Origin of the sequence: Olsenella massiliensis, from assembly GCF_001457795.1 — a bacterium.
Lineage (GTDB): Bacteria > Actinomycetota > Coriobacteriia > Coriobacteriales > Atopobiaceae > Olsenella_F > Olsenella_F massiliensis.
The window spans coordinates 344,914-365,915 of record NZ_LN898211.1; the positions used below are offsets into that span (position 1 = coordinate 344,914).

A 21,002-nucleotide genomic window follows, 5' to 3' on the forward strand; every position below is an offset into this window, starting at 1 on the left:
CATGGCCGGCACGGGCGAGCGGCGCTTTGGGCTTTTGGGGCGCACGCTCGCGCACAGCTGGTCGCCCGCCATTCACGCGCGCCTGGGCTCCGCTCCCTACGGCCTCTTCGAGCGCGAGCCCCAGGATGTCGCTGACTTCGTGCGCAACGGCGGCTGGCGCGGCCTCAACGTCACGATACCGTACAAGCGCCGCGCCTTTGAGCTCGCGGACGAGACATCGGAAGAGCACACGTCTGAACTCCAGTCACGCCAATATCTCGTATGCCGTCTTCTGCTTGAAAAAAAAAAACACCCCCCTCTGCACGCTCTTCTCCCGCTCGGACCTGGGGCGCCCCGCTCCCCTGCTCGTCGCGTGTGGCCGGGAGGTTGGAGGTTGGAAGAGCACACGCCTGAATGCCAGCAACGCCCATCTCACGTCTACAGCCTCCTTCTCCCGAAATTAACCGACACCAGCGAGACGTGTCTAGACGTGTATAAGAGCGTGGCGCAGGTGCTTGCTCGTGCCCTGGCCCATCCGCTAGCCCTCCGCCATCTGACGCTTGAAGTCAGCCATGACCTGGGCGTATCTCTCGTCGGAGGTGGCGAGGACCTGCGTCGCGTAGATGGCGGCGTTCTTGGCGCCGTTGATGGCGACGCAGGCGACGGGCACACCCGAGGGCATCTGGACCATGGAGAGCAGGGAGTCCATGCCGCCGAGGTCGCTCGTCTTCATGGGAACGCCCACGACGGGCAGCGGGGTGAAGGCCGCGACGACGCCGCCCAGGTGGGCCGCCTTGCCGGCGGCCGCGATGATGACCTTGAGACCGCGATCGCGGGCGGACGAGGCCCAGGCGTGAACCTTGTCCGGCGTGCGGTGGGCCGAGGCAATGACGAGCTCATAGGGCACGCCGAACGCCTCGAGCTGCTTGGTGCAAGCCTCCATGGTCGGCAGGTCCGACTTTGATCCCATGATGATTCCCACGAGGGGCTTCTGCTCGCTGTCTGCCATGCGTTCCTCCAAAGGGCTCTGCCTGCGGGACAAGACGGCGGCGGGCTCGACGCGGGCTCGCTCGCCTCATGTGCAGCACCAGTATACGTGCACTTCTTTGACGCGTCTTTTCACATTTGCCGGCGTTGCCCGCAACGTTACCCGCGCGACACGGTGCGGCCTGCGCGTCCGGGCGCGTTGCCAGCCGTGCGCGCAACGCCTATGCTTGCTGCCAAGCATCGGTCCACAAGTCCATGTGAGGAGCATTCATGTCAGAAGCAAGGGACCAGTATCTGTACGTTCGCTCGGACGGCTACATTCCGCGCGTCGCCGCCGTGCACGACCTGTGCGGGTATGGCAAATGCTCGCTGGGAGTGGCCATTCCCGTCCTGTCCGCCGCCGGCTGTGACGTGTGCCCCGTGCCCACCTCGCTCTTCTCGGCGCACACCAAGTTCCCTCACTTCTACATGCACGACACCACCCCCATCCTCGACGAGTACCTTGACGCCTGGGCAAAGGAGGGCGTGGCGCTCGACGCCGTCTACTCGGGGTTCCTGGGCTCCGCGGAGCAGGTGGGCGCCATACGGCGCCTGTATGCGGAGCACCCGGGGGCGCTGCGCGTCGTGGACCCCGTGATGGGCGACGGCGGCACCACCTACCCAACCTACACGCAGGACATGTGCCGTGCCACGGCCACGCTCGTGCCGGGCGCCGACCTCCTGATTCCCAACCTCACCGAGGCGTCCATCCTCACCGGGCTTCCCTACGAGGGTCAGGACGTCAGCGACGAGCAGGTGTCAAGGCTGGGCGCGGCGCTCCTTGAGATGGGGGCCAAGAACGTCATCATCAAGGGCGTCGTCCGGGGCGACGGCATGATACGCAACTATCTGATGGAGGCGCAGGGCGCGGGGGCGCCCCGGGCGTTTGCCTGCGAGCTCTTGCCCTTCATGCTTCACGGGACGGGCGACCTGTACGCGTCGTCCCTGCTCGCCGCCGTCATGGCGGGGCGCGGCCTTGACGACGCCGTGGCCTTTGCCGGCGCCTTCGTGCACGACGCCATGGTGGTCACGAGGGTCCAGCCTGACTTTGAGCTGCGCGGCGTGAGCTTTGAGAGCGTCCTTGGCAAGGTGACGGCGCTCGTCGCCTAGCTGGCCTGGACGAGTCCCGCCGCAACTCAACGGGGCTGCGGCGGGACCTCACAGCGGGCGTCGAGTGACGGCCGTCGTCGAGGGCCTCGCTACGAGCGCTCCTGGGCCTTTGGGCTAGGCGCTTCTGAAGTCGCGTCTGCGCCCGCAGAGGAGTCGGCGGTCGGGGCGGCAGAGCCGCTCGCGTCGCCGGTCCCCAGGATGCTCGAGAAGATCGCGTTGGGGGTGATGGACGACGTGATGCTGTCGTGCAGCTGCTCGGCCGTCTGGGAGTCCACGCCCGAGATGGCGCAGTTAAAGCGCACGCCGCTCGCGGTCGTCGTCTTGGTCCAGGTGAAGGTCATAAGCGTCTTGAGGCTCCCCGCAGGCTTGAGCAAGCCAAACAGCCCGGCCTGCTTGATCTTGCCCGCATCGTCCTGATAGACGTTGACGTGGTAGACCACCGTGTTGACGTTTTGGTTGAGCAGCGCGTTGACCGAGAAGGCCGCCGCCTGGATCTGCGAGCCCGCAAAGGACTCGAGCGCGTTCGCCGAAGAGGTGTCCGTCACCGTGACCTCGATGCGGTGGGTGTTCTCGTCGGCCTCCTGGACGCTGAAGTCGGTCGGGAACTGCGTGAAGCCCGTCCCCCATTCCACACCATGGTCCAGGGCCTGGTACACGGTGTTTATGTTGACGTTCTCCGCCAGGTCGGCCGTGGTCGCGCGACGCACGAGGGTGGTGACCAGCTGGAGCGAGACGACGCCGACGAACAGGACGATGACGAAGGCGACGGCGGTGCGGGTGATCTTGCGGCCGACCGTGGAGCCGGAGGGGTCGGCGTCGGAAAGCGGGTCAACGTTGACGCCATGTCGGCGAGAGCCGCTCAGCCTGTCCTGGGCGAGGGCGGTCTCCTCGTTGGTGTGGCCCGTGTCATCAACCGTGCCGAAGAGCCTCTCGGCCTCGTGCGCGTTGAGGGTACCCTTGGGGATGGGCGCCAGCGCCCTCTTTCTGCCAGCCATGCAACTCTCCTGCCTGTGACCACGCGGCGACACAAAGGGCGTCGCCCGGTGTCGCCTGCGGGCACGCGAACCAGTATAGTGGTGCCGCGTCGCTCCGTTGAGCGATGACGCCGACCTTACCGGTCGTTGGGGGCGCCCTCGCGCCCCTGCGGCCCCACGCCACTCTGAGATGGTACCATCCGGTGGGCTATGGCGTCGCAGACAAGGGCGCCTACCACGGTCTTTGCATCCTCTATGCGCCCGTCGAGCACCGCCTCGACCAGCTCGCGCAGCTCCACGAGGTCCACGTTGATGAACTCGTCGGCGTCTGGGTCGGAGTCCGCAAACGTGAGGTCCGTCGCCATGTACAGGTGAATGCGCTCGTCGCTGAACCCCACCGACGGGACGAGCGTGGTGAGAAACGCCATCCTGCCTGCCGTGAGGCCCGTCTCCTCGCGAAGCTCCCGCCGTGCCGCCTCAAGCGGGTCCTCGCCAGGCGCGAGCTTGCCGGCAGGGATCTCGACCGTCACCCGGTCGAGCGCCGCGCGGTACTGTCGCACCAGGCAGATGCGCCCCTCGTCCGTAAGGGCAACCACGCCAACGGCGCCCGGGTGGCGCACCACGTCACGGCGCGCCTCGCGACCGTCTGGCAGGCGGTCGAGCAGCACGTCAACGTTAAAGAACTGCCCCTTCCACGCGACGTCCTCGCCGATGATGCGCTCGGCGAGGCCCCTGTCGCGCGGATCGTCGTCGCCCAGCGCGAGGCTGCGGCGAAGAGGGGCGCCGGACTGATGGTCGGGCGACGGGCGTTCGCCCTCAAAGGTGAGGGCGTCAACGCGCGCACGAACGTCCTTTGCGGCGTGGGACAGCTCCTCGTCAAGCGAGGGGGGCTCCGAGCCTGCGAGAAAATCCCTTCTTGGACCGCTGACGTGCGTGTCCTCGCTCATCGATGACATCTCCTTTGGCGCGGGTCGGCTGTGGGGACTGGCAGGTCCGCTAGAGCCGCTCGCGGCCCTTGATGGCCTTGATGCCTATGTCGTGCCGATAGGTCTTGCCCTCGAAGCTGATCTTGTCGCAGGCCTCGTACGCCCTGTTGCGCGCGTCCTCGAAGCTCGACGCCACGGCCGTCACGTCAAGGACGCGCCCGCCGTCGGTGAGGATGGCGCCGCTCTCGTCGAGGCGCGTCCCCGCGTGGTACACGGTGACGCCGGGGAGCGCCTCCGCCTCGTCGATGCCGCTGATGAGCTTGCCCCTCTCGTAGGAGCCGGGATATCCCGCGCTCGTGAGCACCACGCTCACGGCCCAGTCGTCCTCCCATGCCACCATCGAGGGGCTCAGGGTTCCCGCGTCGCAGGCCAACAGGCAGTCAACCAGGTCAGCGCGCATGCGGGGCAGCACGACCTGGGTCTCGGGATCGCCAAGGCGGGCGTTGAACTCCAGCACCTTGGGACCGTCCTTGGTGAGCATGAAACCGCCGTACAGACAGCCGCTGTACGTGACGCCCTCGTCGCGCAGCTGGTCAACGACGCGCTGCTCTATCTGGACCATACGCTCGAACTCGCCGGGAAGCAGGATGGGGACGGGAGAGTAGACGCCCATGCCGCCGGTGTTGGGACCGCGGTCGCCGTCCAGGGCGCGCTTGTGATCCTGCGAGGTGGCCAGGGGCACAACGGTCCTGCCGTCCGTGAGGGCCAGCAGCGAGCACTCCGGGCCCTCAAGCAGCTCCTCCACCACGACGGTTGAGCCCGCCACGCCAAAGGCGCCCGAGAAGCACTCGTGGACGCCCGCAAGGGCCTCGTCGGTGTCCTGGGCGACGATGACGCCCTTGCCCGCCGCCAGGCCGTCGGCCTTGACCACGCACGGGCCCCCGAGCGAGCGGACGTGGGCCGCGCAGGCGTCCTCGTCCGTAAAGCTCTGCCACGCGGCCGTGGGCACGCCCGCACGGGCCATGACGCCCTTTGCGAACTCCTTGGAGCCCTCCATGCGGGCGGCGGACGCCGAGGGGCCAAAGACCGGGATGCCGGCCGCGCGCACGACGTCGGCCACGCCCGCGACCAGGGGGGCCTCGGGACCTATGACCACAAGGCCCACGCCCCTCTCGCGGGCGAAGGCGGCGAGCGCGGCGCCGTCAGACGCGTCCACGTCTGCCCTCTGGGCCATCTGGAGCATGCCGCCGTTGCCGGGGGCGACCCAGAGCCTGCCCGCGCGCGGCGAGGCCGCCAGCTTGGTGAGCAGGGCGTGCTCCCTGCCGCCGGAGCCTACGAGGAGGATGTCAACCGTGCCGTCTGCTGCGCTCATGAGACCGTCCTTATGACGCTGGGTCGGGGTCGAGTCCGTGGTCGGGGTCCTGGTTGGGTCCGGAGTCGCTCGTGGCGCGGGGGCGCCGTGCGTCGGGATTCGTCCCCGGCACCGAGGCCGGCTCCGTCAACGAGGGGCCGGCGACGTCCTGAAGCTGTATCAGCGCCCTCAGCTCGTCGGCGGAAAGGAGCCGCGACGGGGCGTAGACGACGCCCGCGGCGCCGCTGCCCATCTTCGCGAGGGTGTCGGGATGGGCCTCAAGGACGCCGGCGCACTCCTTCTGAAACTCGTTGGTGTCAAGGTGCTTCTCGATGACGGCGAGCAGCCACGAGTCGCCGGCGCGCAGGCCCGCATAGGTCAGCGGGCCCACCTGGCGGGAATACGTGCTCATGGTGCGCGCGATGTTGCCGGCAAGGCGGGCGAGCTCGGTGGAGCGCGAGAGCTCGCGCATCTGCCCGCTCTCGTCTGAGACGAGCATGCGTCGGGTGCCTGTGGCGCGCAGGCGCAGGCGGTTGGCCTCGCCCAGGATCTTCTTGCGCAGGGCCAGCTTCACCGTGTCCGCGGTGGAGACCCCCGGGTCCTTGAGGGGAATGATCGCCAGGCGAGAGGCGCGTGACAGCTCCACGGCCCGCTGGGTCGCCTGAGCAGGGCTCATTCCGCCGTCCCGGTCGGCAACCAGGCGTGCGAGCACGAGCGTCACCTGGGAGGGAGGGCAGGCCAGCTCGATGAGGCAGGTGTTGACCCGCGACACGCGCCGGGCCGCGCGCTGGACCACGGCGGAGACGTTATGGCCTGCGCGTGCCGCGTGAAGCACGAGGACGTTGGCACTTCCTGCATCGGCAAGCTCGTTCAGGACGCCCACCAGGTCATCCTCGCCGGGCACCAGCGACGTGCCCTTGTCCTCGCCCTTTGCCTGGGCAAGGCGCGAGAGCAGATCGAGCGCCTCCACGTCGAGGCCACCACGACGGCGCATGCCCTGCGGCGCGGCCGAGAGGGACAGCGTCCTCACCCCCGCAGCCGCAAGGGCCTCGGGGGCAAGATTGCAGGCCGCGTCGCAGACGATGGCAAAGCGAGCGGCACCTGTGGAGGGAGCGGAGACGGGGGCGCGCACCGTTAGTTCCAGTACCGGTCGATCGTCTGCTCGCGGTCGGGACCCACGGTGATGATGGAGACCCGCACGCCCGCCAGCTGCTCGAGGAAGTCGATGTAGTCCTTGGCCTCGCGCGGAAGCTGGTAGAAGTTCCTCACGCCCGAGATGTCGCACTTCCAGCCCGGCAGCGTCTCGTAGACGGGCTTGGCGTGATAGAAGACGCTCTGGTGCTCCGGGACCGTGCGATAGGTGACGCCGTCGCACTCGTAGGCGACGCACACCTTGATCCGGTCGAGGCAACCGAGCACGTCGAGCTTGGTGATGGCCAGGTCGGTGAGGCCGTTGACGCGCGCCGCGTAGTTGACCACCACGGCGTCGTACCAGCCGCAGCGACGCTTGCGCCCCGTGGTCACGCCGTACTCGTGACCGGCCTCGCCCAGCTTGTCTCCCACCTCGTCAAAGAGCTCCGTGGGGAAGGGGCCCGACCCCACGCGGGTCAGGTAGGCCTTGGCGATGCCCAGCACGCGCTGGATCTGGGTGGGCCCCACGCCCGATCCGGTCACCGCGCCGCCCGCCGTGCAGTTGGACGACGTGACAAAGGGGTAGGTGCCATGGTCGATGTCGAGCATGGTCGCCTGCGCGCCCTCAAAGAGGATGTTCCTGCCGTCCTCGAGCTGCTCGTTGAGAAAGAGCGAGCTCTCGACGATGTAGGGGCGGATGCGCTCGGCAAAGGGCAGGTAGGTCTCGCAGATCTGATTCACGGTGTAGGTGGGCAGCTCATAGACCTTCTCGAGGATGGGGTTGGTGTAGGCGAGCGCCGCCTCGAGCTTCTGGCGGAAGATCTTCTCGTCCAGCATGTCCTGGACGCGCAGGCCCGTGCGGTTCATCTTGTCCATGTAGGTGGGCCCGACGCCGCGCTTGGTGGTGCCTATGAGGTTTGAGCCGAGCTTCTTCTCGTGGGCGCCGTCCAGGTCCTTGTGATAGGGCATCACGATGTGGGCGTTGCCCGAGATCTTGAGGGCGTCGCAGCTTATGCCCTGGTCCTTGAGCATGTCGATCTCGCCAAGGAGCACCTCGGGGTCAACGATGCAGCCGTTGCCGATGACGGGAAAGGTGCCGTCATACATGACGCCCGAGGGCACCTGGTGCAGCGCCAGCTTGTGACCGTTGGCGATGACGGTGTGGCCGGCGTTGGCGCCGCCGGCGTAGCGGCACACCACGTCAAAGTCTCCGGCGATGAGGTCGGTGACCTTGCCCTTTCCCTCGTCGCCCCACTGGGTGCCGACCAAAACTGATGCTGGCATGCTGTCTCCTTATATGGTGTGCGCCTCGTCGCCCCTGCGGCGAGCGCCCCGCTACCGGCACGATTATAGGCCACCTGCGCGCGCGACGGCCACCTGAGGGCGCGCCCTTCGTCGCGGCCTCACGCGGCGGGCAGGGCCGTCCCGTCGGACGTCCTGGGCTCCGGCGGGCGGCGCGGGCGGTCCGTCACTCGGAGTGCCGGGTGTCCACCTCCACGAACTTGGTGGAGCTGGGCAGGAACATGAGGGGCACGATGTCCAGCGGTCCGGAGCGGTTCTTTGCGATGATGAAGTCCGTGACGCCAAGGTCGGGGCGGTCCTGGCGCTCGGCCTCCTCCTCGTTCATGGAGCGGTCAAGCAGGATCACGATGTCGGCGTCCTGCTCGATGGAGCCGGACTCACGCAGGTCAGAGAGCTGGGGGCGCTGGCCCTTGCGGTCCGTTACCTGGCGGTTGAGCTGCGAGAGCGCCACCACGGGCACGCCTAGGTCCTTGGCCATGATCTTGATGCCGCGCGACATCTCAGACACCTCGGTGGCGCGGCTGTCGGCGCGCCTGCCCGACGGGGGCGACAGAAGCTGCAGATAGTCAACGAGCACGATGCCCTGCTCCTTGCCCTTGAGCATGCGGCGGGCCTTGGCGCGTATCTCGGTGACCGTGGTGCCGGGCGTGTCGTCGATCATGATGTCAAAGGTCGAGAGCTCATAGGTGGCCTGGACGATCTGGTCCCACTGGTTGTCCTTGATGCGGGCGCTGCGGATGGCGGACAGCGGTATCTTCGCCTGGGCCGAGAGGAGGCGCTGGGCGATCTCCATCTTTGACATCTCGAGGGAGAAGAACGCCACCGAGGCGCCCTTGGCGGCGGCGTTGACGGCCAGGTTGAGGGCGAAGGAGGTCTTTCCCACGCCCGGGCGGGCGCCCACCACCACCATCTGGCCGGCGCGCAGCCCCTGGAGGCGCGCGTCGATGCCGGGGTAGCCCGTCTGCACGCCCAGGATGCCGTCGGGGTTCTGGCATGCCTCGCTCAGCTCTTCGTACAGGTCTTCCATGGCGGACGAGAGCGTCACGTAGCTGTTCTTGACCGCGCGGTCTGTGACGCCCATGAGGAGCTTCTCGGCCTCGTCAACGACCTCCTTGGTGTCCTCCGGGGCGTCAAAGGCCAAGCTCGATATCTTTGACGAAGCGACGATGATGTCCCTGAGCGTCGCGTCGCGGCGCAGCATCTCGACGTAATGGGGCCAGCTGACCAGAGCGGTGCTCTCCTGGTTGAGGTCGATGAGGTAGCTGGCGCCGCCCACCTTGTCAAGCTTTCCCTGGCTCTTGAGATGGTCGGCCAGCGAGATGACGTCAATGGCCCTGCCCGTGGAAAAGAGCTCGGAGACCGCGGTGAAGATGAGCTTGTGGGCATAGAGGTAGAAGTCGCCCTCGCGCAGCGAGGTCAGACACTCCTGCAGCGCCTCGGGCATCATGAGCATGGCCGTGAGCACGGACTTCTCGGCCGCCGGGCTGTGGGGCATGACCGAGCCCTGCCGGGCGGGCGCCCCCTGACGGGCGTCATACTCGTCATACGGTGCAAACTGGTCGCTCATGCGCTCCCGTCCATACGTCGTCAGCGGCCCGGGTCGCCATCAGGGACGCCGGTGGGTATGGGTATCCAAACCCCTTCGTACCCGTATTGTCAACCATGCGCGCTACCTGGCGCTTGTTTAAAGGTCTCACGCCGTACCGTGCAGTTTGTCACTTTTCTACGTTTTCAACAACTTTTGCTATTTTGTGAGCGTCGAGTTTTCGACATATGCGGCGCCACACAAGCCTAGGGCGGCGATTGAGGGTTTATATGGGGCAACTACCTGGGATGATGCGGACGTTCGTGACGTTTTACCTGGTAAACGTCACGAATGGGAGATTGTCCGCAAAAAGGGAGGGAACCGTCGCCAAACTGCTGGCATAGGTTCCCTCCCCGAACGTTTACGAGCCTCTTACGTGCGGCTTTCAGCTCCACAAGGCACGTTGTTCAAAAACTTCGCCCTGTTGACAAGGACAGGGGCGCTACTCGGTCACCTCGGCGGCGCTCGCCTCGGCGGCGTCGGCCACCTCGGTCGCCTCGTCCTCGACGGGGGCGTCCTGGGCCTCGCCGGCCTCGACCTCCTCGGCGGGGGCCTCGTCCTGTCCCGCGTCCGCACCGACAAGGACGCTCACCTTGGCGTTGATCTCGCGGTACAGGTTGACCTCAATGTCGTGCCTGCCGGCGGTCTTGATGGCCGCGGTGCGCGTGATGCGCTTGCGGTCGATCTCGACGCCGAGCTGGTCGCGAATCGCGTCCGCAATCTGGCTGGTGGTGACCGAGCCAAAGAGCTGGTTGTTCTCGCCAACCCTTGCCTCGACGAACACCGACTTGTCGTTGAGCTTCGCGCACGTGGCGTCGGCGTCGGCGATGCGCTTTTCCTCGCGCTTCTCGATGTTGCTGCGACGCTGCTCCAGCTGCTTGATGTTGCCCGGGGTGGCGGGCTGGGCGATCTTGTTGGGGAACAGGTAGTTCTCCGCGTAGCCCTGGGTGACCTCTACCAGGTCGCCCTCGCCGCCCTTGCCCCTGAGCTCATCCAAAAGGATGACTTTCATGGGTACTCCTCCTGATCGTCGGACCTAGTCCGACCAGTTGCCTGTTGCTTGCGCGCTAGCCGCGGTTGCGGCCGCCGCGACCGGAGACCACGGCGACGGTGTACGGAAGCAGCGCCATCTCTCGCGCGCGCTTGATGGCGAGTGCGATGTCATGCTGATGCTGCGTGCAGGCGCCAGTGACGCGGCGCGGCTTGATCTTGCCGCGGTCGGTCATGTACTTGCGAAGGAGCTGGGTGTCCTTGTAGTCGATGAACTCGACGTCCTCCTTGCAGAACTGGCAGTACTTGCGACGCGGCTGGCGCTGCTCAACTTGCCTTTGCTTAGCCATGTCTTGTGCCTTTCTCTGGCGGCGTTGGTGCCGCCTCGTAAATCCTAGAACGGGATGTCCGTGTCATAGACGTCCGCGGAGGGCGGCGTCTGTACGGGGGGAACCTGCGGCCGGGGGGCGGCAGGTGCGCCGGGGGTCGCGGCGGCGTCCTGGGGCGCGCCGTAGACGGGCTGCTGGCGCCCCTGGCGCTGCTGTCCGCCCGTCGCGCCCTCGGCGCCGCGGGCGGAGAGGAACTCGACCTCGTCCACGACGACCTCGAGCTTGGAGCGGTTCTGCCCCGTCTGGCGGTCCTGCCACTGGCTCCAGCGGAGCTTCCCCTCGATGGCGACCTTGGTGCCCTTGGTGAGGTAGCGGGCCAGCGCGTCGGCGCGGGCGCCGAACATGACGCAGTCCACGAAGTTGGGCCGGTCCTCCCAGTTGCCCGTCTGCTGGTTGCGCGCGCGGTCGTTGACCGCCACGCCGAACGCCAGCACCGAGGTGCCGCCCGCGGTGGCCCGAAGCTCGCCGTCGCGGGTGAGGTTGCCCGAGATGTTCACGCGGTTGATGCTCATGCTTGCCTGCCTCTCATCCGTAGGCCAAAGGCCCTGCCTCCATGCCTAGTCCTTGTCGCTGCGGCGCACGATCATGTGGCGCTTGACGGCGTCGTTGATGCGCAGGACTCGGTCGAGCTCCGCGATCTGGGCGGGATCTGCGTGGAAGTTGATGAGGATGTAGTCACCCTCGGTCAGGTCGTCGATCTCAAAGGCGAGCTTGCGCTTGCCCCAATCCTCGACGCTGTCGATGGCGCCCCCGTTCTCGGTGACGGCAACGTCAATGCGCTTGCTGACGCCGGCGCGCGTCTCTTCGGTTGCGGCGGGATCGACAAAGTAGAGCAGTTCATAAGCCTTCATGTGGTCACCTCCTCTGGACTGGCGGCCCCGGTTGGTGAAGGTGCGTCCGGGGCAGGAAGAATCAGCCTTGCATGCTACCACATGACGTCGTGCCCGTCTGCGAGGTGACGTACGCTGGACACCACCCACACATTTTTCTTCCTGCAGGCAGGGTAGCGTCGGCGGCGCGCGGACATCTTGCGCGCACCATGCAGGATGCTGGCGGCGCGCTCAGGGCGGCAGCTAGAACGGCGGAGACGGCGTGCGCACGCACATGGAGGCCCGACGGGCCTCCATGACCTCTCCACATATGCAGGTTCTCGGAACGTTGGCCCGCCGACCTCGACACGCCGGGATCATGGTCCTCAAGGCGACGCCCTCGCGGGCCCTCGGCGCCTTGGCCTGGAGGGGCGTGGGGCCGCGTGCGCCCTGGATGCGCGCCTTAGATGTGCGGGCGGCCGTCGCCGGGCGCGGGAGCATCCGGCGCGGGAGGGGTCTCGCCCGAGGCGCCGGCAAGAGGGTCGTCCAAGGTCGGCCCGTCGGCGCCGGGGGCCGGAGGAGCGCAAGGGGCCGACGGGGCGTCGTCGTTAGGAATCGTCGCGGTGGCATCGTCCCCAGAAACCGCCGTGGCACCGTCATCCTCAGGGGCCGCCGACGTCGCGGCGCCGAGCGGTATGACGTCCACGACCTGGGCGCCATCATGGACGGAAGCGGCTTGTCCCGCAGGGGTCGGCTCAAGGGGGGCGCATGCATCATCGGGCGCCTCGCCTGCGGGCGCGTCGGTCTGACCCTGCGCCGGCCCCTGCGCACCGTCAGGGACGGGCGACGCTGCCGCCAAAGCTGCGGGCGCCGCAGGCTGCGCCGACGTCTGCGCGGGGGGCAGCGGGTCATGACGCGTACCCCAGGACATGACGTCAAACTGGCGCATCCACAGGCCCACCATCACATAGTTCATGAGGGACATGAAGGAGGCGGCCAGCATGGAGAGAAGGACGCACAGGGCAAGGGAGGCGAAGAGGGGGCCCATCGACCCGGACAGACCGTAGTTCGCGGCGGTCGCCGCCGCAGCGAAGACATAGAAGATGCCCGCGCCCAGCAGCAGGAGCGCGGGGATGGCAAGCACGAGGGTGACGCAGACGCTCATGAGGGCCATGGTGCCCGCGAGCCTGAAGAACCCCTTGACGTCACGACGTATCATCTCGGCTATGCGATTGAGCTGGAAGCCCGCCTTGAAGTCCTGATAGATGGTGGCCCGCAGGACGGGGATGGCGACGAGCACGCCCACCAGGAACAGCAGGACGTTTGTGACGATGGTGAGCGGCAGGGGAAGGTCGGCATATGGGCGGGATGAGGTCAGGAAGGGGGCCTGGAGCGCAAAGACGAGAAGCTCCGCGACGAGAGCCCACGGAAGGGAGACGACGAAGGCCCGCCACCCGCTCTTGATGCAGTGCATGACGTCGATGTTCTTCTGCTTGGGGGAGCCCTCGACGTTCCACGACACGAGGCGGGCCCACTCAAGGGCGTACCCGGTCACCACAAGCGCCCCCACGACGGGCACGAAGGTCCACAGCATCAAAATCAGCAGAACCTTGAACCAGCCCTTGTCCTTGGTGAGCAGGGACCAGGCATGGGAGAAGTATGCGGTGCTCTTCATTCGACGTCCTTTCCCGCGCTCGTTACCTCACAGTCCTAAAGCATACAAAAAGCGAGCCTGAAACGACAGGCTCGCCCGGTGACGCTGGCGGAGGAGGAGGGATTCGAACCCTCGTAGCCCCGAAGGGCTAAACGGTTTTCGAGACCGCCGCATTCAACCACTCTGCCACCCCTCCGAGGGTGAAGCGGCGCCCTTGCGGGCGCCGCTGCGTATGGTCTGGCGGAGAGTCTGGGATTTGAACCCAGGATACGCTTTAGGCGTATACACGATTTCCAATCGTGCTCCTTCGGCCACTCGGACAACTCTCCACAAAAGCGCACAGGTGAGTATAACCTAACGAGGGCGGGCAGCGCCACCGCGGGCGCACAAACTAATTATCCACATCTTGCGTACGGAACGGGACCCGCGGGCCAGGACGGGCGGGCGTGCTAGAATCGTCCGGCCGGGTCGTGCGCTCGCTTTTGTCCCACGTCGCGGCCACGGGCGACGCCCCGCGTCACGTTCCTCCCAACATTGGCAGGCCCATGATCCCACCCCTCATCGCCGAGGCTCCCTACGACACGGTCGCCCAGATTCCCACCTGGCTCGATCTGCTGTCCGTGCTCATCGGCTCGTTCAGCGGCATTTTGGTGGCACGCAGGCGCAACCTTGACCTCGTGGGGTTTGTGGCCCTCTCCCTGCTGTGCGGCCTGGGCGGCGGCCTCATCCGCGACGTCATCATGCAGCGGGGAGGCGTCTACATGCTTGACTCCCCCAACGCCATCCCCCTGACGGTCCTCGCGGGCACGCTGGGCTACCTCTTCTCGAGCGTCCTGGAGAGGGCCCCGCGGCTGCTGATGGTCGTGGACATCGTCTCGGTGGGGCTCTTCGTGGCGACGGGCACCGGCAAGGCCATGAGCTTTGGCCTTTCGTTCTGGGCCTGCCTCCTCATGGGCGTCACCACCGGCGTGGGAGGCGGCATGCTGCGCGACATCGCCCTGGGCGAAACGCCGCACATCTTCCGCAAGAGCAACCTGTACGCCGTCTGCGCCGCTGCGGGGGCGCTCTGCTATTACCTGCTCGTGCTGGGTCTGCACGTGAGCCGCTTCTATGCCGTGCCCCTCTGCGTCCTTGTGGTCGTGGGCATACGGCTCTGGTCCGTCAAGTTTGACGTGATGCTGCCCGTGGACATTGACCTGGCCCCTCAGGTGGGACATGCGGCCCGACGGGCATGGCGAGGGGCGCGTCGCCGCGGCAGGGGCGCGGGGCGGCAGGATGACGAGCGGGATGCGTCGTGAGGGCCCGCGTACTACTCTTTCGCAACACCTCATCGTACGGGTCGCACAAAGGGTCCCGCGCCTCTGACGGGCCGCGGGACCCCACGTGAGCGGGCGGCAGGCGGCGCGCAGGCCTCCTGCCTATTTGTCCACCATGCCGTGACGCACGCGCCACTTGCGGCGCTCCGTCTCGTTGAGGATGCGCTTGCGCATGCGGACGGACTTGGGCGTCACCTCGACGAGCTCGTCGTCCATGATGTATTCGAGCGCCTCCTCGAGCGAGAAGGTCTTGGGCGGCGTGAGCTGCACCGAGATGTCCGCCGTGGACGAGCGCTGGTTGCCGAGGTTCTTGGTGCGGGCTATGTTGACCACCATGTCGCCGGGGCGGGAGCGCTCCCCCACCAGCATGCCCTCGTAGCAGTCGACGCCGGGGCCCACGAAGAGCTGGCCGCGCTCCTGGAGGGTGCCCAGGGCGTAGGCGACGGACTTCTCGGTTGACATGGAAATCATGGCGCCGTTCTGGCGGGCGCCAAGCTCGCCGGCGAAGGGCCCGAACTCAAGGAAGGTGTGGTAGAAGACCGCCTCGCCGTGCGTCACGTTGAGGATGCGATTCTTGAGGCCCATGATGCCGCGGGTGGGAATCTTGAACTCGAGGTGCGTCTGGGTGGTGCCGGCCTCCATGTTGGTCATGGTGCCGCCCACGTTGCCAAAGAGCTCGATGACCTTGCCGGCATACTCGCCGGGACACTCGACGACGGCCTGCTCGACCGGCTCCAGGCGCCCGCCGTGGCCGTCCTCCTTGAACAGGACGCGCGGGCGGCCCACCTGAAACTCAAAGCCCTCGCGCCGCATCTGCTCCATGAGCACCGAAAGGTGCAGGATGCCGCGGCCCGACACCTCCATGCCCGTCTTGTCGGGCAGCTCCTCTATGCGCATCGTCACGTTGTTCTCGCGCTCAAGCTCAAGGCGCTCCTTGAGCTGGCGTCCGCCGACGATCTGGCCCTCGCGCCCCACGAGGGGCGAGTTTGACGGCTCAAAGACGATGGCGAGCGTGGGGGGATCTATCTCTATGGGCTCAAGCTCCACGGGGTTGTCCGGGTCGGTGTAGACGTCGCCGATGTCCGTGCCCTCGATGCCCACGACGGCGGCGATGTCGCCGGCCTCGACCTCCTGGCACTCCTTACGCCCCAGGTAGTCAAAGGTGAAGAGCTGCTTGACCTGCGCCATGGCCCTGCTTCCGTCGTTCTTCACGACCAGGATCCTGTCGCCGTCGCGCAGAGTTCCCGAGTAGACGCGCCCGATGCCGATGCGGCCCACGTACTCGGAGTGGTCAATGGTCACGCACTGCATGGCCAAAGGGCCCTGCGCGTCAACCTCGGGGGCGGGTAGGGCGTCCACGATCATGTCGAGCATGGGGAACATGTCCATGTTGCCGTCATCTGGCGAGAGGCGCGCAAAGCCGTTGACGGCGGAGCAGTAGATGACGTGCTCCATGGCAAACTCAAGCTGGTCGTCCGTCGCACCCAGATCCATCATGAGGTCGAGCGAGGCGTTGAGGGCGCGCTCGGGATCGGCGGCGGGCTTGTCGACCTTGTTGATGACGACCATGACCTGCAGGCCGGCGGCGATGGCGTGCCTGAGCACGAAGCGCGTCTGGGGCATGGGGCCCTCGGCGGCGTCAACGAGGAGCAGGGCGCCGTCAGCCATCTTGAGGACGCGCTCGACCTCGCCGCCAAAGTCGGCGTGGCCCGGGGTGTCGATGACGTTGATCTTCACGCCCTGGTACTCGATGGAGATGTTCTTTGCCAGGATGGTGATGCCCCGCTCGCGCTCCTGGTCGTTCGAGTCAAGCACGCGCTCCTGAACCTGCTGGTTCTCGCGAAACGCGTCCGTGGCGCGCAGGAGCTTGTCCACGAGCGTCGTCTTGCCGTGGTCCACGTGGGCGATGATGGCGATGTTTCTTATGTTCTCTTGGAGCATGCGGGCCTCTGTCCCTCGTTCTGTGGTTTGCCGGCAGACGCGGCACGTAACTGGAAGACTGTATACCACGCCACCGCCGGGGCGACGGGCGTGGGCAAGAAAGCTGCGTTATTTCACGGACGTCGCGCCCGAGGGAGGGGTGCTCACCTCTTTGGGGCGGCGGCTGAAAGCGTCACAGAAGCGGATCGATCTCGCCTGCGGGGGCCGGGTCGCTCCATTGAAAGTCCTCGTGGGCGCCCCTGCCTGCCACGAGCGAGTAGGCGGAGTAGGCCCGGTAGCCCCGCTCGCCAAACTCGAGCATGAGCGCGTCGTGATAGGAACCGTCGTCGTCGGCGACGGCTCCCTCGTAGGCGATCGCGTAGCGCACCGGCGCCGCAGGGTCATGTGCGTCCGCGGCGAGTGACCTGACCGTCTCGCGGGCGCCCATGAGGCAGGCCTCCACCCCGTCGTCAGAGACGTCGTAGGACGTCACGGTGCCGTCGCGGGCCTGGACGACGAGCAGGACGTTGAGGTCCCTGCCGTCCGCGAGGAGGTTGAGCGCGTCGCCTGCAAGCGTCGCTCCCAGACTGTCAAGCTCGGGCGACATGCCCTCTTGTCGTTCGGCTGAGGATGGCGACATGGACGTTGCCCTTTCTTGGACGCGATGTTCCCACAGCATAGCGCAGCGCACGAGGGCGCGCCAAGACGGCGGGGCTGGGCAGATGGAAAAGGTCACAGGCGAAACGCCCGTGACCTCGCGTCGTGTGGTGGAGACGATGGGGTTCGAACCCACGACCTCAGGCTTGCAAAGCCCGCGCTCTCCCAGCTGAGCTACGTCCCCTTTAGCAATAATCACCCCAGCGGCGACTCGGCTCACGCTGGGGTGATTATTATCAAGGAAGGTGGTGGGCCCGACAAGGTTCGAACTTGTGACCTCCCGGTTATCAGCCGGACGCTCTGACCAACTGAGCTACGGGCCCAACGCAAGGAGAGATGTTACTCCCCGCAGCCAAAGAGGTCAACCGTCAAGTTGGTAATTCCTCGGCCATAATTTATCGATTGTGGGCGGGCAGGGCAGGCGGGACGGGTACCATGGCCAGACATAGGGACAGGCTGCCACACGAGGGGGTGCTCATGGTACGCATGGACATACAGACCATCATGGTCGGGGCGGGGCCCATGTCATCCCTCGTCGTGCTGCGGCCGCGATCGGCCGGCAGCGAGGGCGGAGGGGCCTCGGGGCGACTCCCCATTCGCATCGGCGTGCTCGAGGCGAGCTGTATCTCGGCGGGAATCGAGGGTTCGCCCGTGGGGCGACCCCTTACCCATGACCTGCTGCTTGACTGCATCGGGCAGATGGGCGGGTCATTGGACTCCGTCGAGATCGTTGACGTGCGGGGCACGACCTTCTTTGCCCGTCTCAACGTGAGCTGCGCGTCGGGCCGCCACGTGGAGCTTGACGCCCGACCCTCGGACGCGCTGGCGCTCGCCATCCGCGCGGAGGTGCCCATCTTTGCCGACGAGACCGTGCTCGAACGCGCGACCATGCCCGACTTCGACGCGGTCGAGAAGCGGGAGAGGCAACAGGAGCTCGAGGAGTTTCACGACTTTGTCGAGCACCTCTCGCCCGAGGACTTCTCCTAGCCCATCGTCGCCGCGACCCGCCGTCCCAGTGGGAGGCGGGCCGCAGCAGACTCTCTTCGCGAGAGGTCGCAGGTCATGGCTCGCAGGTCACGGGCTGGGCCTACTCGTCGTCACCCTCGATCATGGTGTCGTCAAGCTCCTCCTCGCCGCCGATGTCAACGGGCTCCTCCTCGGCGGCGTCGGCGGCGCCTGCGCCGGCGAGGTCGAGCACGCCCTGGTTGGCCTGGGCCTTGGGGGCCTTCTTCTTGCGGGCGACCATGCGCGCGAGGGCGCTCACCCGGTCGTTGTCGCTCATGTTCATGATGCGGACGCCCTGGGTCGAGCGGCCGAGCCGCGAGATGTCCGCCGTCTTGACGCGAATGACGACGCCCTCCTCGGACACGATCATGAGCTCGTGCTGGGGACCCACCACGCGACATGCCACGAGGTCGCCCTTCTTGGCGGTCATCGAGATGGTGGCGACGCCCTGCCCGCCGCGGCGGTGCTGGGGATACTCGCTCACGGGCGTGCGCTTGCCGTAGCCCTTCTCGGTCACCACGAGCAGGTCTCCCCTGCCGTTGGAGATCTCCATGCCCAGCATCTTGGCGTCGCCCTTGAGCGTGATGCCGCGCACGCCCGAGGTGGCGCGTCCCGTGGGCCTAATCTCGGACTCGTCAAAGACGATGGCCTTGCCCGCCGTGGAGCACAGGATGGCCTTCTCGCCCTGCTTGACGCGACGCACGTTGACGAGCTCGTCATTGCGCTTGAGGTTGATGGCGATGATGCCGTCGCGACGGCTCTTGTCATAGTCGCTCATGGCGGTCTTCTTGACCATGCCGTCACGGGTGGCAAACATCAGATACTCGTCGGTGGGGAACTCGCGCGTGGTGATGACGGCGGTGGGATGCTCGCCGTCCTCCAGCGGTATGACGTTGACGAGCGCCGAGCCCCGGGCGTGGCGCGAGCCAATGGGCAGCTCGTGCACCTTGACGCGGTACACCTTTCCCTTGTTGGTGAAGAAGAGCACGTAGTCGTGGGTGGAGGCAACGAAGAGATCCTCCACGAAATCGGTTTCCTTGAGCGAGAGGCCCTGGATGCCCTTGCCGCCGCGGCGCTGCGAGCGATAGGTCGAGACGGGCAGGCGCTTCACGTAGCCGGCGTGCGTCACGGTGATGACCATGTCCTCCTCGGCGATGAGGTCCTCTACGTCAAGGACGACCGGCGCGTCCGAGATGGCGGTGCGGCGCGCGTCCGCGAACTTGTCCTTGATCTCGAGCATCTCGCTCTTGATGACGCCGAGGATCTTCCTCTCGTCGGCGAGGAGTTCCTCGTAGTAGGCGATGGCACGCCTGAGGCCGTCGAGCTCCTGCTCGATCTTGTCGCGCTCCAGGCCGGTCAGGCGCCGCAGGCGCATCTCGAGGATGGCCGTCGTCTGCTCCTTGGTGAAGGCAAAGCGCTCGGTCAGGCGCGCGGCCGCCTCGGCGTCCGTGCGGCTTGAGCGGATGATGGAGATGACCTCGTCGATGTGGTCGAGCGCCAGCAGCAGGCCCTCGAGGATGTGGGCGCGCGCCTGTGCCTTCGCGAGGTCAAAGCGCGTCCTGCGCGTGACGACGTCAACCTGGTGGTCAATGTAGTGCCTGAGGATCTGAGGGAGCGAGAGCAGCTTGGGCACGCCGCCCACAAGGGCCAGGTCGATGATGCCGAAGGAGGTCTGGAGCATCGAGAACTTGTACAGGTTGTTGAGCACGACCTCGGGGATGGCGCCCTGCTTGAGCTCGATGACCAGGCGCAGGCCCTTGCGGTTGGACTCGTCGCGCATGTCAGAGATGCCCTCGATGCGCTTGTCGTTGACGAGCGTGGCGATCTTCTCCTGAAGGTTGCCCTTGTTGACGCCGTAGGGAAACTCCGTGAAGACGAGCTTGTTGCGGCCGCCCTTGGTTGACTCGACGTGCGCCTTGGCACGCACGGTGAGGATGCCGCGGCCCGTCTCGTATGCCTGGCGGATGCCCTCGGAGCCCATGATGACGGCGCCCGTGGGAAAGTCGGGGCCCGGCATGACCCGCATGAGCTCGTCAATCGTGACATCGGGGTTGTCGATCATCAGACAGGTGGCGTCAATGACCTCGCCGAGGTTGTGCGGCGGGATGTTGGTTGCCATGCCCACGGCGATGCCCTGCGACCCGTTGACGAGGATGTTGGGAAAGCGGGAAGGCAGCACCGAGGGCTCCTGGAGCGACTCGTCATAGTTGGGCTGCCAGTCCACGGTGTCCTTGTTGAGGTCGCGCAGAAGCTCCATGGCGGGGCGGGCCAGGCGGCTCTCGGTGTAGCGCATGGCGGCTGCCGAGTCGCCGTCGATGTTGCCAAAGTTGCCGTGGCCGTCAACCAGGGAGATGCGCATGGAGAACCACTGCGCCAGGCGGACCATGGCATCATAGACGGCCACGTCGCCGTGCGGGTGGTACTTGCCGATGACCTCGCCGACCGTCCAGGCCGACTTCTTGTGGGGCTTGTTGGGAAAGATGCCCGCCTCGTTCATGGCGTAGAGGATGCGGCGATGCACCGGCTTAAGGCCGTCGCGCACGTCCGGCAGGGCGCGGGCGGTGATGACCGACATGGAGTACTCGATGAACGACTGCTCCATCTCGTGGCCGAACTCGCGCGTCTGCAACGTCCCGCCGTGGATGTCGGTATCGTCCCCGCCGCCGCGGGCGTCGGGGAGCGGCTCGAGGTCGTCATCCGTCTCGGCGTCCGCGTCGTTGTCCGTGGCGGCCTCGTCGTCAGCGTCGGGGTCATAGACCGGCAGCGGCGGGTCCTCTTGGTCGCGCTGGGCACGCGCGAGCAGCTCGCGGAGGTCATCGGGCATCATGGCGTCATCGTCGGCGCCCGGCCTGGTTGTCGTTTCGTCAGCCACGTGGCT

18 protein-coding genes, 4 tRNA genes and 1 pseudogene are annotated in these 21,002 nt (G+C 66.6%); 4 read left to right on the forward strand and 19 right to left on the reverse strand.

From position 1 onward, the window contains the following. Position 1: 1 nt before the first annotated feature. Positions 2–214, forward strand: a pseudogene (locus BN3001_RS08195) (shikimate kinase); the annotation flags it as partial. A gap of 303 nt (positions 215–517) precedes the next feature. Here the strand turns inward: BN3001_RS08195 and purE are convergent. Continuing rightward, a complete protein-coding gene (purE, locus tag BN3001_RS05560; RefSeq protein ID WP_058270800.1) occupies positions 518–988 on the reverse strand; it encodes a 5-(carboxyamino)imidazole ribonucleotide mutase in 471 nt (156 codons plus the stop codon). A gap of 248 nt (positions 989–1,236) precedes the next feature. Here purE and BN3001_RS05565 point away from each other — a divergent pair, with 248 nt between their 5' ends. After that, positions 1,237–2,115: a PfkB family carbohydrate kinase gene (locus BN3001_RS05565; RefSeq protein WP_058270801.1), complete on the forward strand. Its 879-nt coding sequence runs from the start codon at positions 1,237–1,239 to the stop codon at positions 2,113–2,115. Positions 2,116–2,204: 89 nt separating this feature from the next. Here BN3001_RS05565 and BN3001_RS05570 read toward each other — a convergent pair whose 3' ends face one another. From BN3001_RS05570 to BN3001_RS05630, 13 genes are all read right to left on the reverse strand, one after another. Then, positions 2,205–3,110: a hypothetical protein gene (locus tag BN3001_RS05570; RefSeq protein ID WP_058270802.1), complete on the reverse strand. Its 906-nt coding sequence runs from the start codon at positions 3,108–3,110 to the stop codon at positions 2,205–2,207. A 116-nt stretch (positions 3,111–3,226) separates the two neighbouring features. Further along, the gene (locus BN3001_RS05575) at positions 3,227–4,036 is read right to left on the reverse strand and encodes an NUDIX domain-containing protein (RefSeq protein ID WP_082630017.1); all 810 of its coding nucleotides are present in this window, start codon (positions 4,034–4,036) and stop codon (positions 3,227–3,229) included. Positions 4,037–4,085: 49 nt separating this feature from the next. Continuing rightward, positions 4,086–5,387 (reverse strand): phosphoribosylamine--glycine ligase, encoded by a 1,302-nt coding sequence (gene purD / locus BN3001_RS05580; RefSeq protein WP_058270803.1) that lies wholly within the window; start codon positions 5,385–5,387, stop codon positions 4,086–4,088. A 10-nt stretch (positions 5,388–5,397) separates the two neighbouring features. Further along, positions 5,398–6,498 (reverse strand): hypothetical protein, encoded by a 1,101-nt coding sequence (locus BN3001_RS05585; RefSeq protein ID WP_058270804.1) that lies wholly within the window; start codon positions 6,496–6,498, stop codon positions 5,398–5,400. Between the two features lie 2 nt (positions 6,499–6,500). Next, the gene (locus tag BN3001_RS05590) at positions 6,501–7,781 is read right to left on the reverse strand and encodes an adenylosuccinate synthase (protein WP_058270805.1); all 1,281 of its coding nucleotides are present in this window, start codon (positions 7,779–7,781) and stop codon (positions 6,501–6,503) included. Between the two features lie 184 nt (positions 7,782–7,965). After that, positions 7,966–9,366, reverse strand: coding sequence for a replicative DNA helicase (dnaB, locus tag BN3001_RS05595; RefSeq protein ID WP_058270806.1), 1,401 nt, complete (start codon positions 9,364–9,366; stop codon positions 7,966–7,968). Between the two features lie 460 nt (positions 9,367–9,826). Beyond that, the gene (rplI, locus tag BN3001_RS05600; RefSeq protein ID WP_058270807.1) at positions 9,827–10,396 is read right to left on the reverse strand and encodes a 50S ribosomal protein L9; all 570 of its coding nucleotides are present in this window, start codon (positions 10,394–10,396) and stop codon (positions 9,827–9,829) included. Positions 10,397–10,451: 55 nt separating this feature from the next. Next, a complete protein-coding gene (gene rpsR, locus BN3001_RS05605) occupies positions 10,452–10,724 on the reverse strand; it encodes a 30S ribosomal protein S18 (RefSeq protein WP_058270808.1) in 273 nt (90 codons plus the stop codon). A 44-nt stretch (positions 10,725–10,768) separates the two neighbouring features. Further along, complete coding sequence (locus BN3001_RS05610) at positions 10,769–11,275, reverse strand: single-stranded DNA-binding protein (protein WP_058270809.1); 507 nt, start codon at positions 11,273–11,275, stop codon at positions 10,769–10,771. A gap of 45 nt (positions 11,276–11,320) precedes the next feature. After that, the gene (gene rpsF, locus BN3001_RS05615) at positions 11,321–11,614 is read right to left on the reverse strand and encodes a 30S ribosomal protein S6 (RefSeq protein ID WP_058270810.1); all 294 of its coding nucleotides are present in this window, start codon (positions 11,612–11,614) and stop codon (positions 11,321–11,323) included. 421 nt (positions 11,615–12,035) lie between these two features. Beyond that, positions 12,036–13,247, reverse strand: coding sequence for a DUF4013 domain-containing protein (locus BN3001_RS05620; protein ID WP_058270811.1), 1,212 nt, complete (start codon positions 13,245–13,247; stop codon positions 12,036–12,038). A gap of 85 nt (positions 13,248–13,332) precedes the next feature. Further along, positions 13,333–13,422 (reverse strand) — tRNA-Ser (locus BN3001_RS05625). Between the two features lie 42 nt (positions 13,423–13,464). Continuing rightward, positions 13,465–13,555, reverse strand: a tRNA-Ser gene (locus BN3001_RS05630). 117 nt (positions 13,556–13,672) lie between these two features. On the opposite strand from BN3001_RS05630, the gene BN3001_RS05635 reads away from it, so the two are divergent. After that, entirely contained in the window at positions 13,673–14,524 is an 852-nt protein-coding gene (locus BN3001_RS05635; protein ID WP_197407459.1) for a trimeric intracellular cation channel family protein, read from the forward strand. A 120-nt stretch (positions 14,525–14,644) separates the two neighbouring features. Here BN3001_RS05635 and typA read toward each other — a convergent pair whose 3' ends face one another. The 4 genes from typA to BN3001_RS05655 form a co-directional block, all read right to left on the reverse strand. Continuing rightward, positions 14,645–16,483 carry a translational GTPase TypA gene (gene typA / locus BN3001_RS05640; RefSeq protein WP_058270812.1) on the reverse strand — a complete coding sequence of 613 codons (1,839 nt, stop codon included), beginning with the start codon at positions 16,481–16,483 and terminating at the stop codon, positions 14,645–14,647. Positions 16,484–16,655: 172 nt separating this feature from the next. Beyond that, positions 16,656–17,102, reverse strand: coding sequence for a hypothetical protein (locus BN3001_RS05645; protein WP_058270813.1), 447 nt, complete (start codon positions 17,100–17,102; stop codon positions 16,656–16,658). A 125-nt stretch (positions 17,103–17,227) separates the two neighbouring features. Beyond that, positions 17,228–17,303, reverse strand: a tRNA-Ala gene (locus BN3001_RS05650). Positions 17,304–17,365: 62 nt separating this feature from the next. Continuing rightward, positions 17,366–17,442: transfer RNA gene (locus BN3001_RS05655), tRNA-Ile, on the reverse strand. A 112-nt stretch (positions 17,443–17,554) separates the two neighbouring features. Between BN3001_RS05655 and BN3001_RS05660 the strand changes: the two genes are divergently transcribed. Beyond that, positions 17,555–18,106, forward strand: coding sequence for a bifunctional nuclease family protein (locus BN3001_RS05660; protein WP_235815054.1), 552 nt, complete (start codon positions 17,555–17,557; stop codon positions 18,104–18,106). Positions 18,107–18,206: 100 nt separating this feature from the next. Here BN3001_RS05660 and gyrA read toward each other — a convergent pair whose 3' ends face one another. Then, positions 18,207–20,996 (reverse strand): DNA gyrase subunit A, encoded by a 2,790-nt coding sequence (gene gyrA, locus BN3001_RS05665; protein ID WP_407938267.1) that lies wholly within the window; start codon positions 20,994–20,996, stop codon positions 18,207–18,209. Positions 20,997–21,002 lie beyond the last annotated feature (6 nt).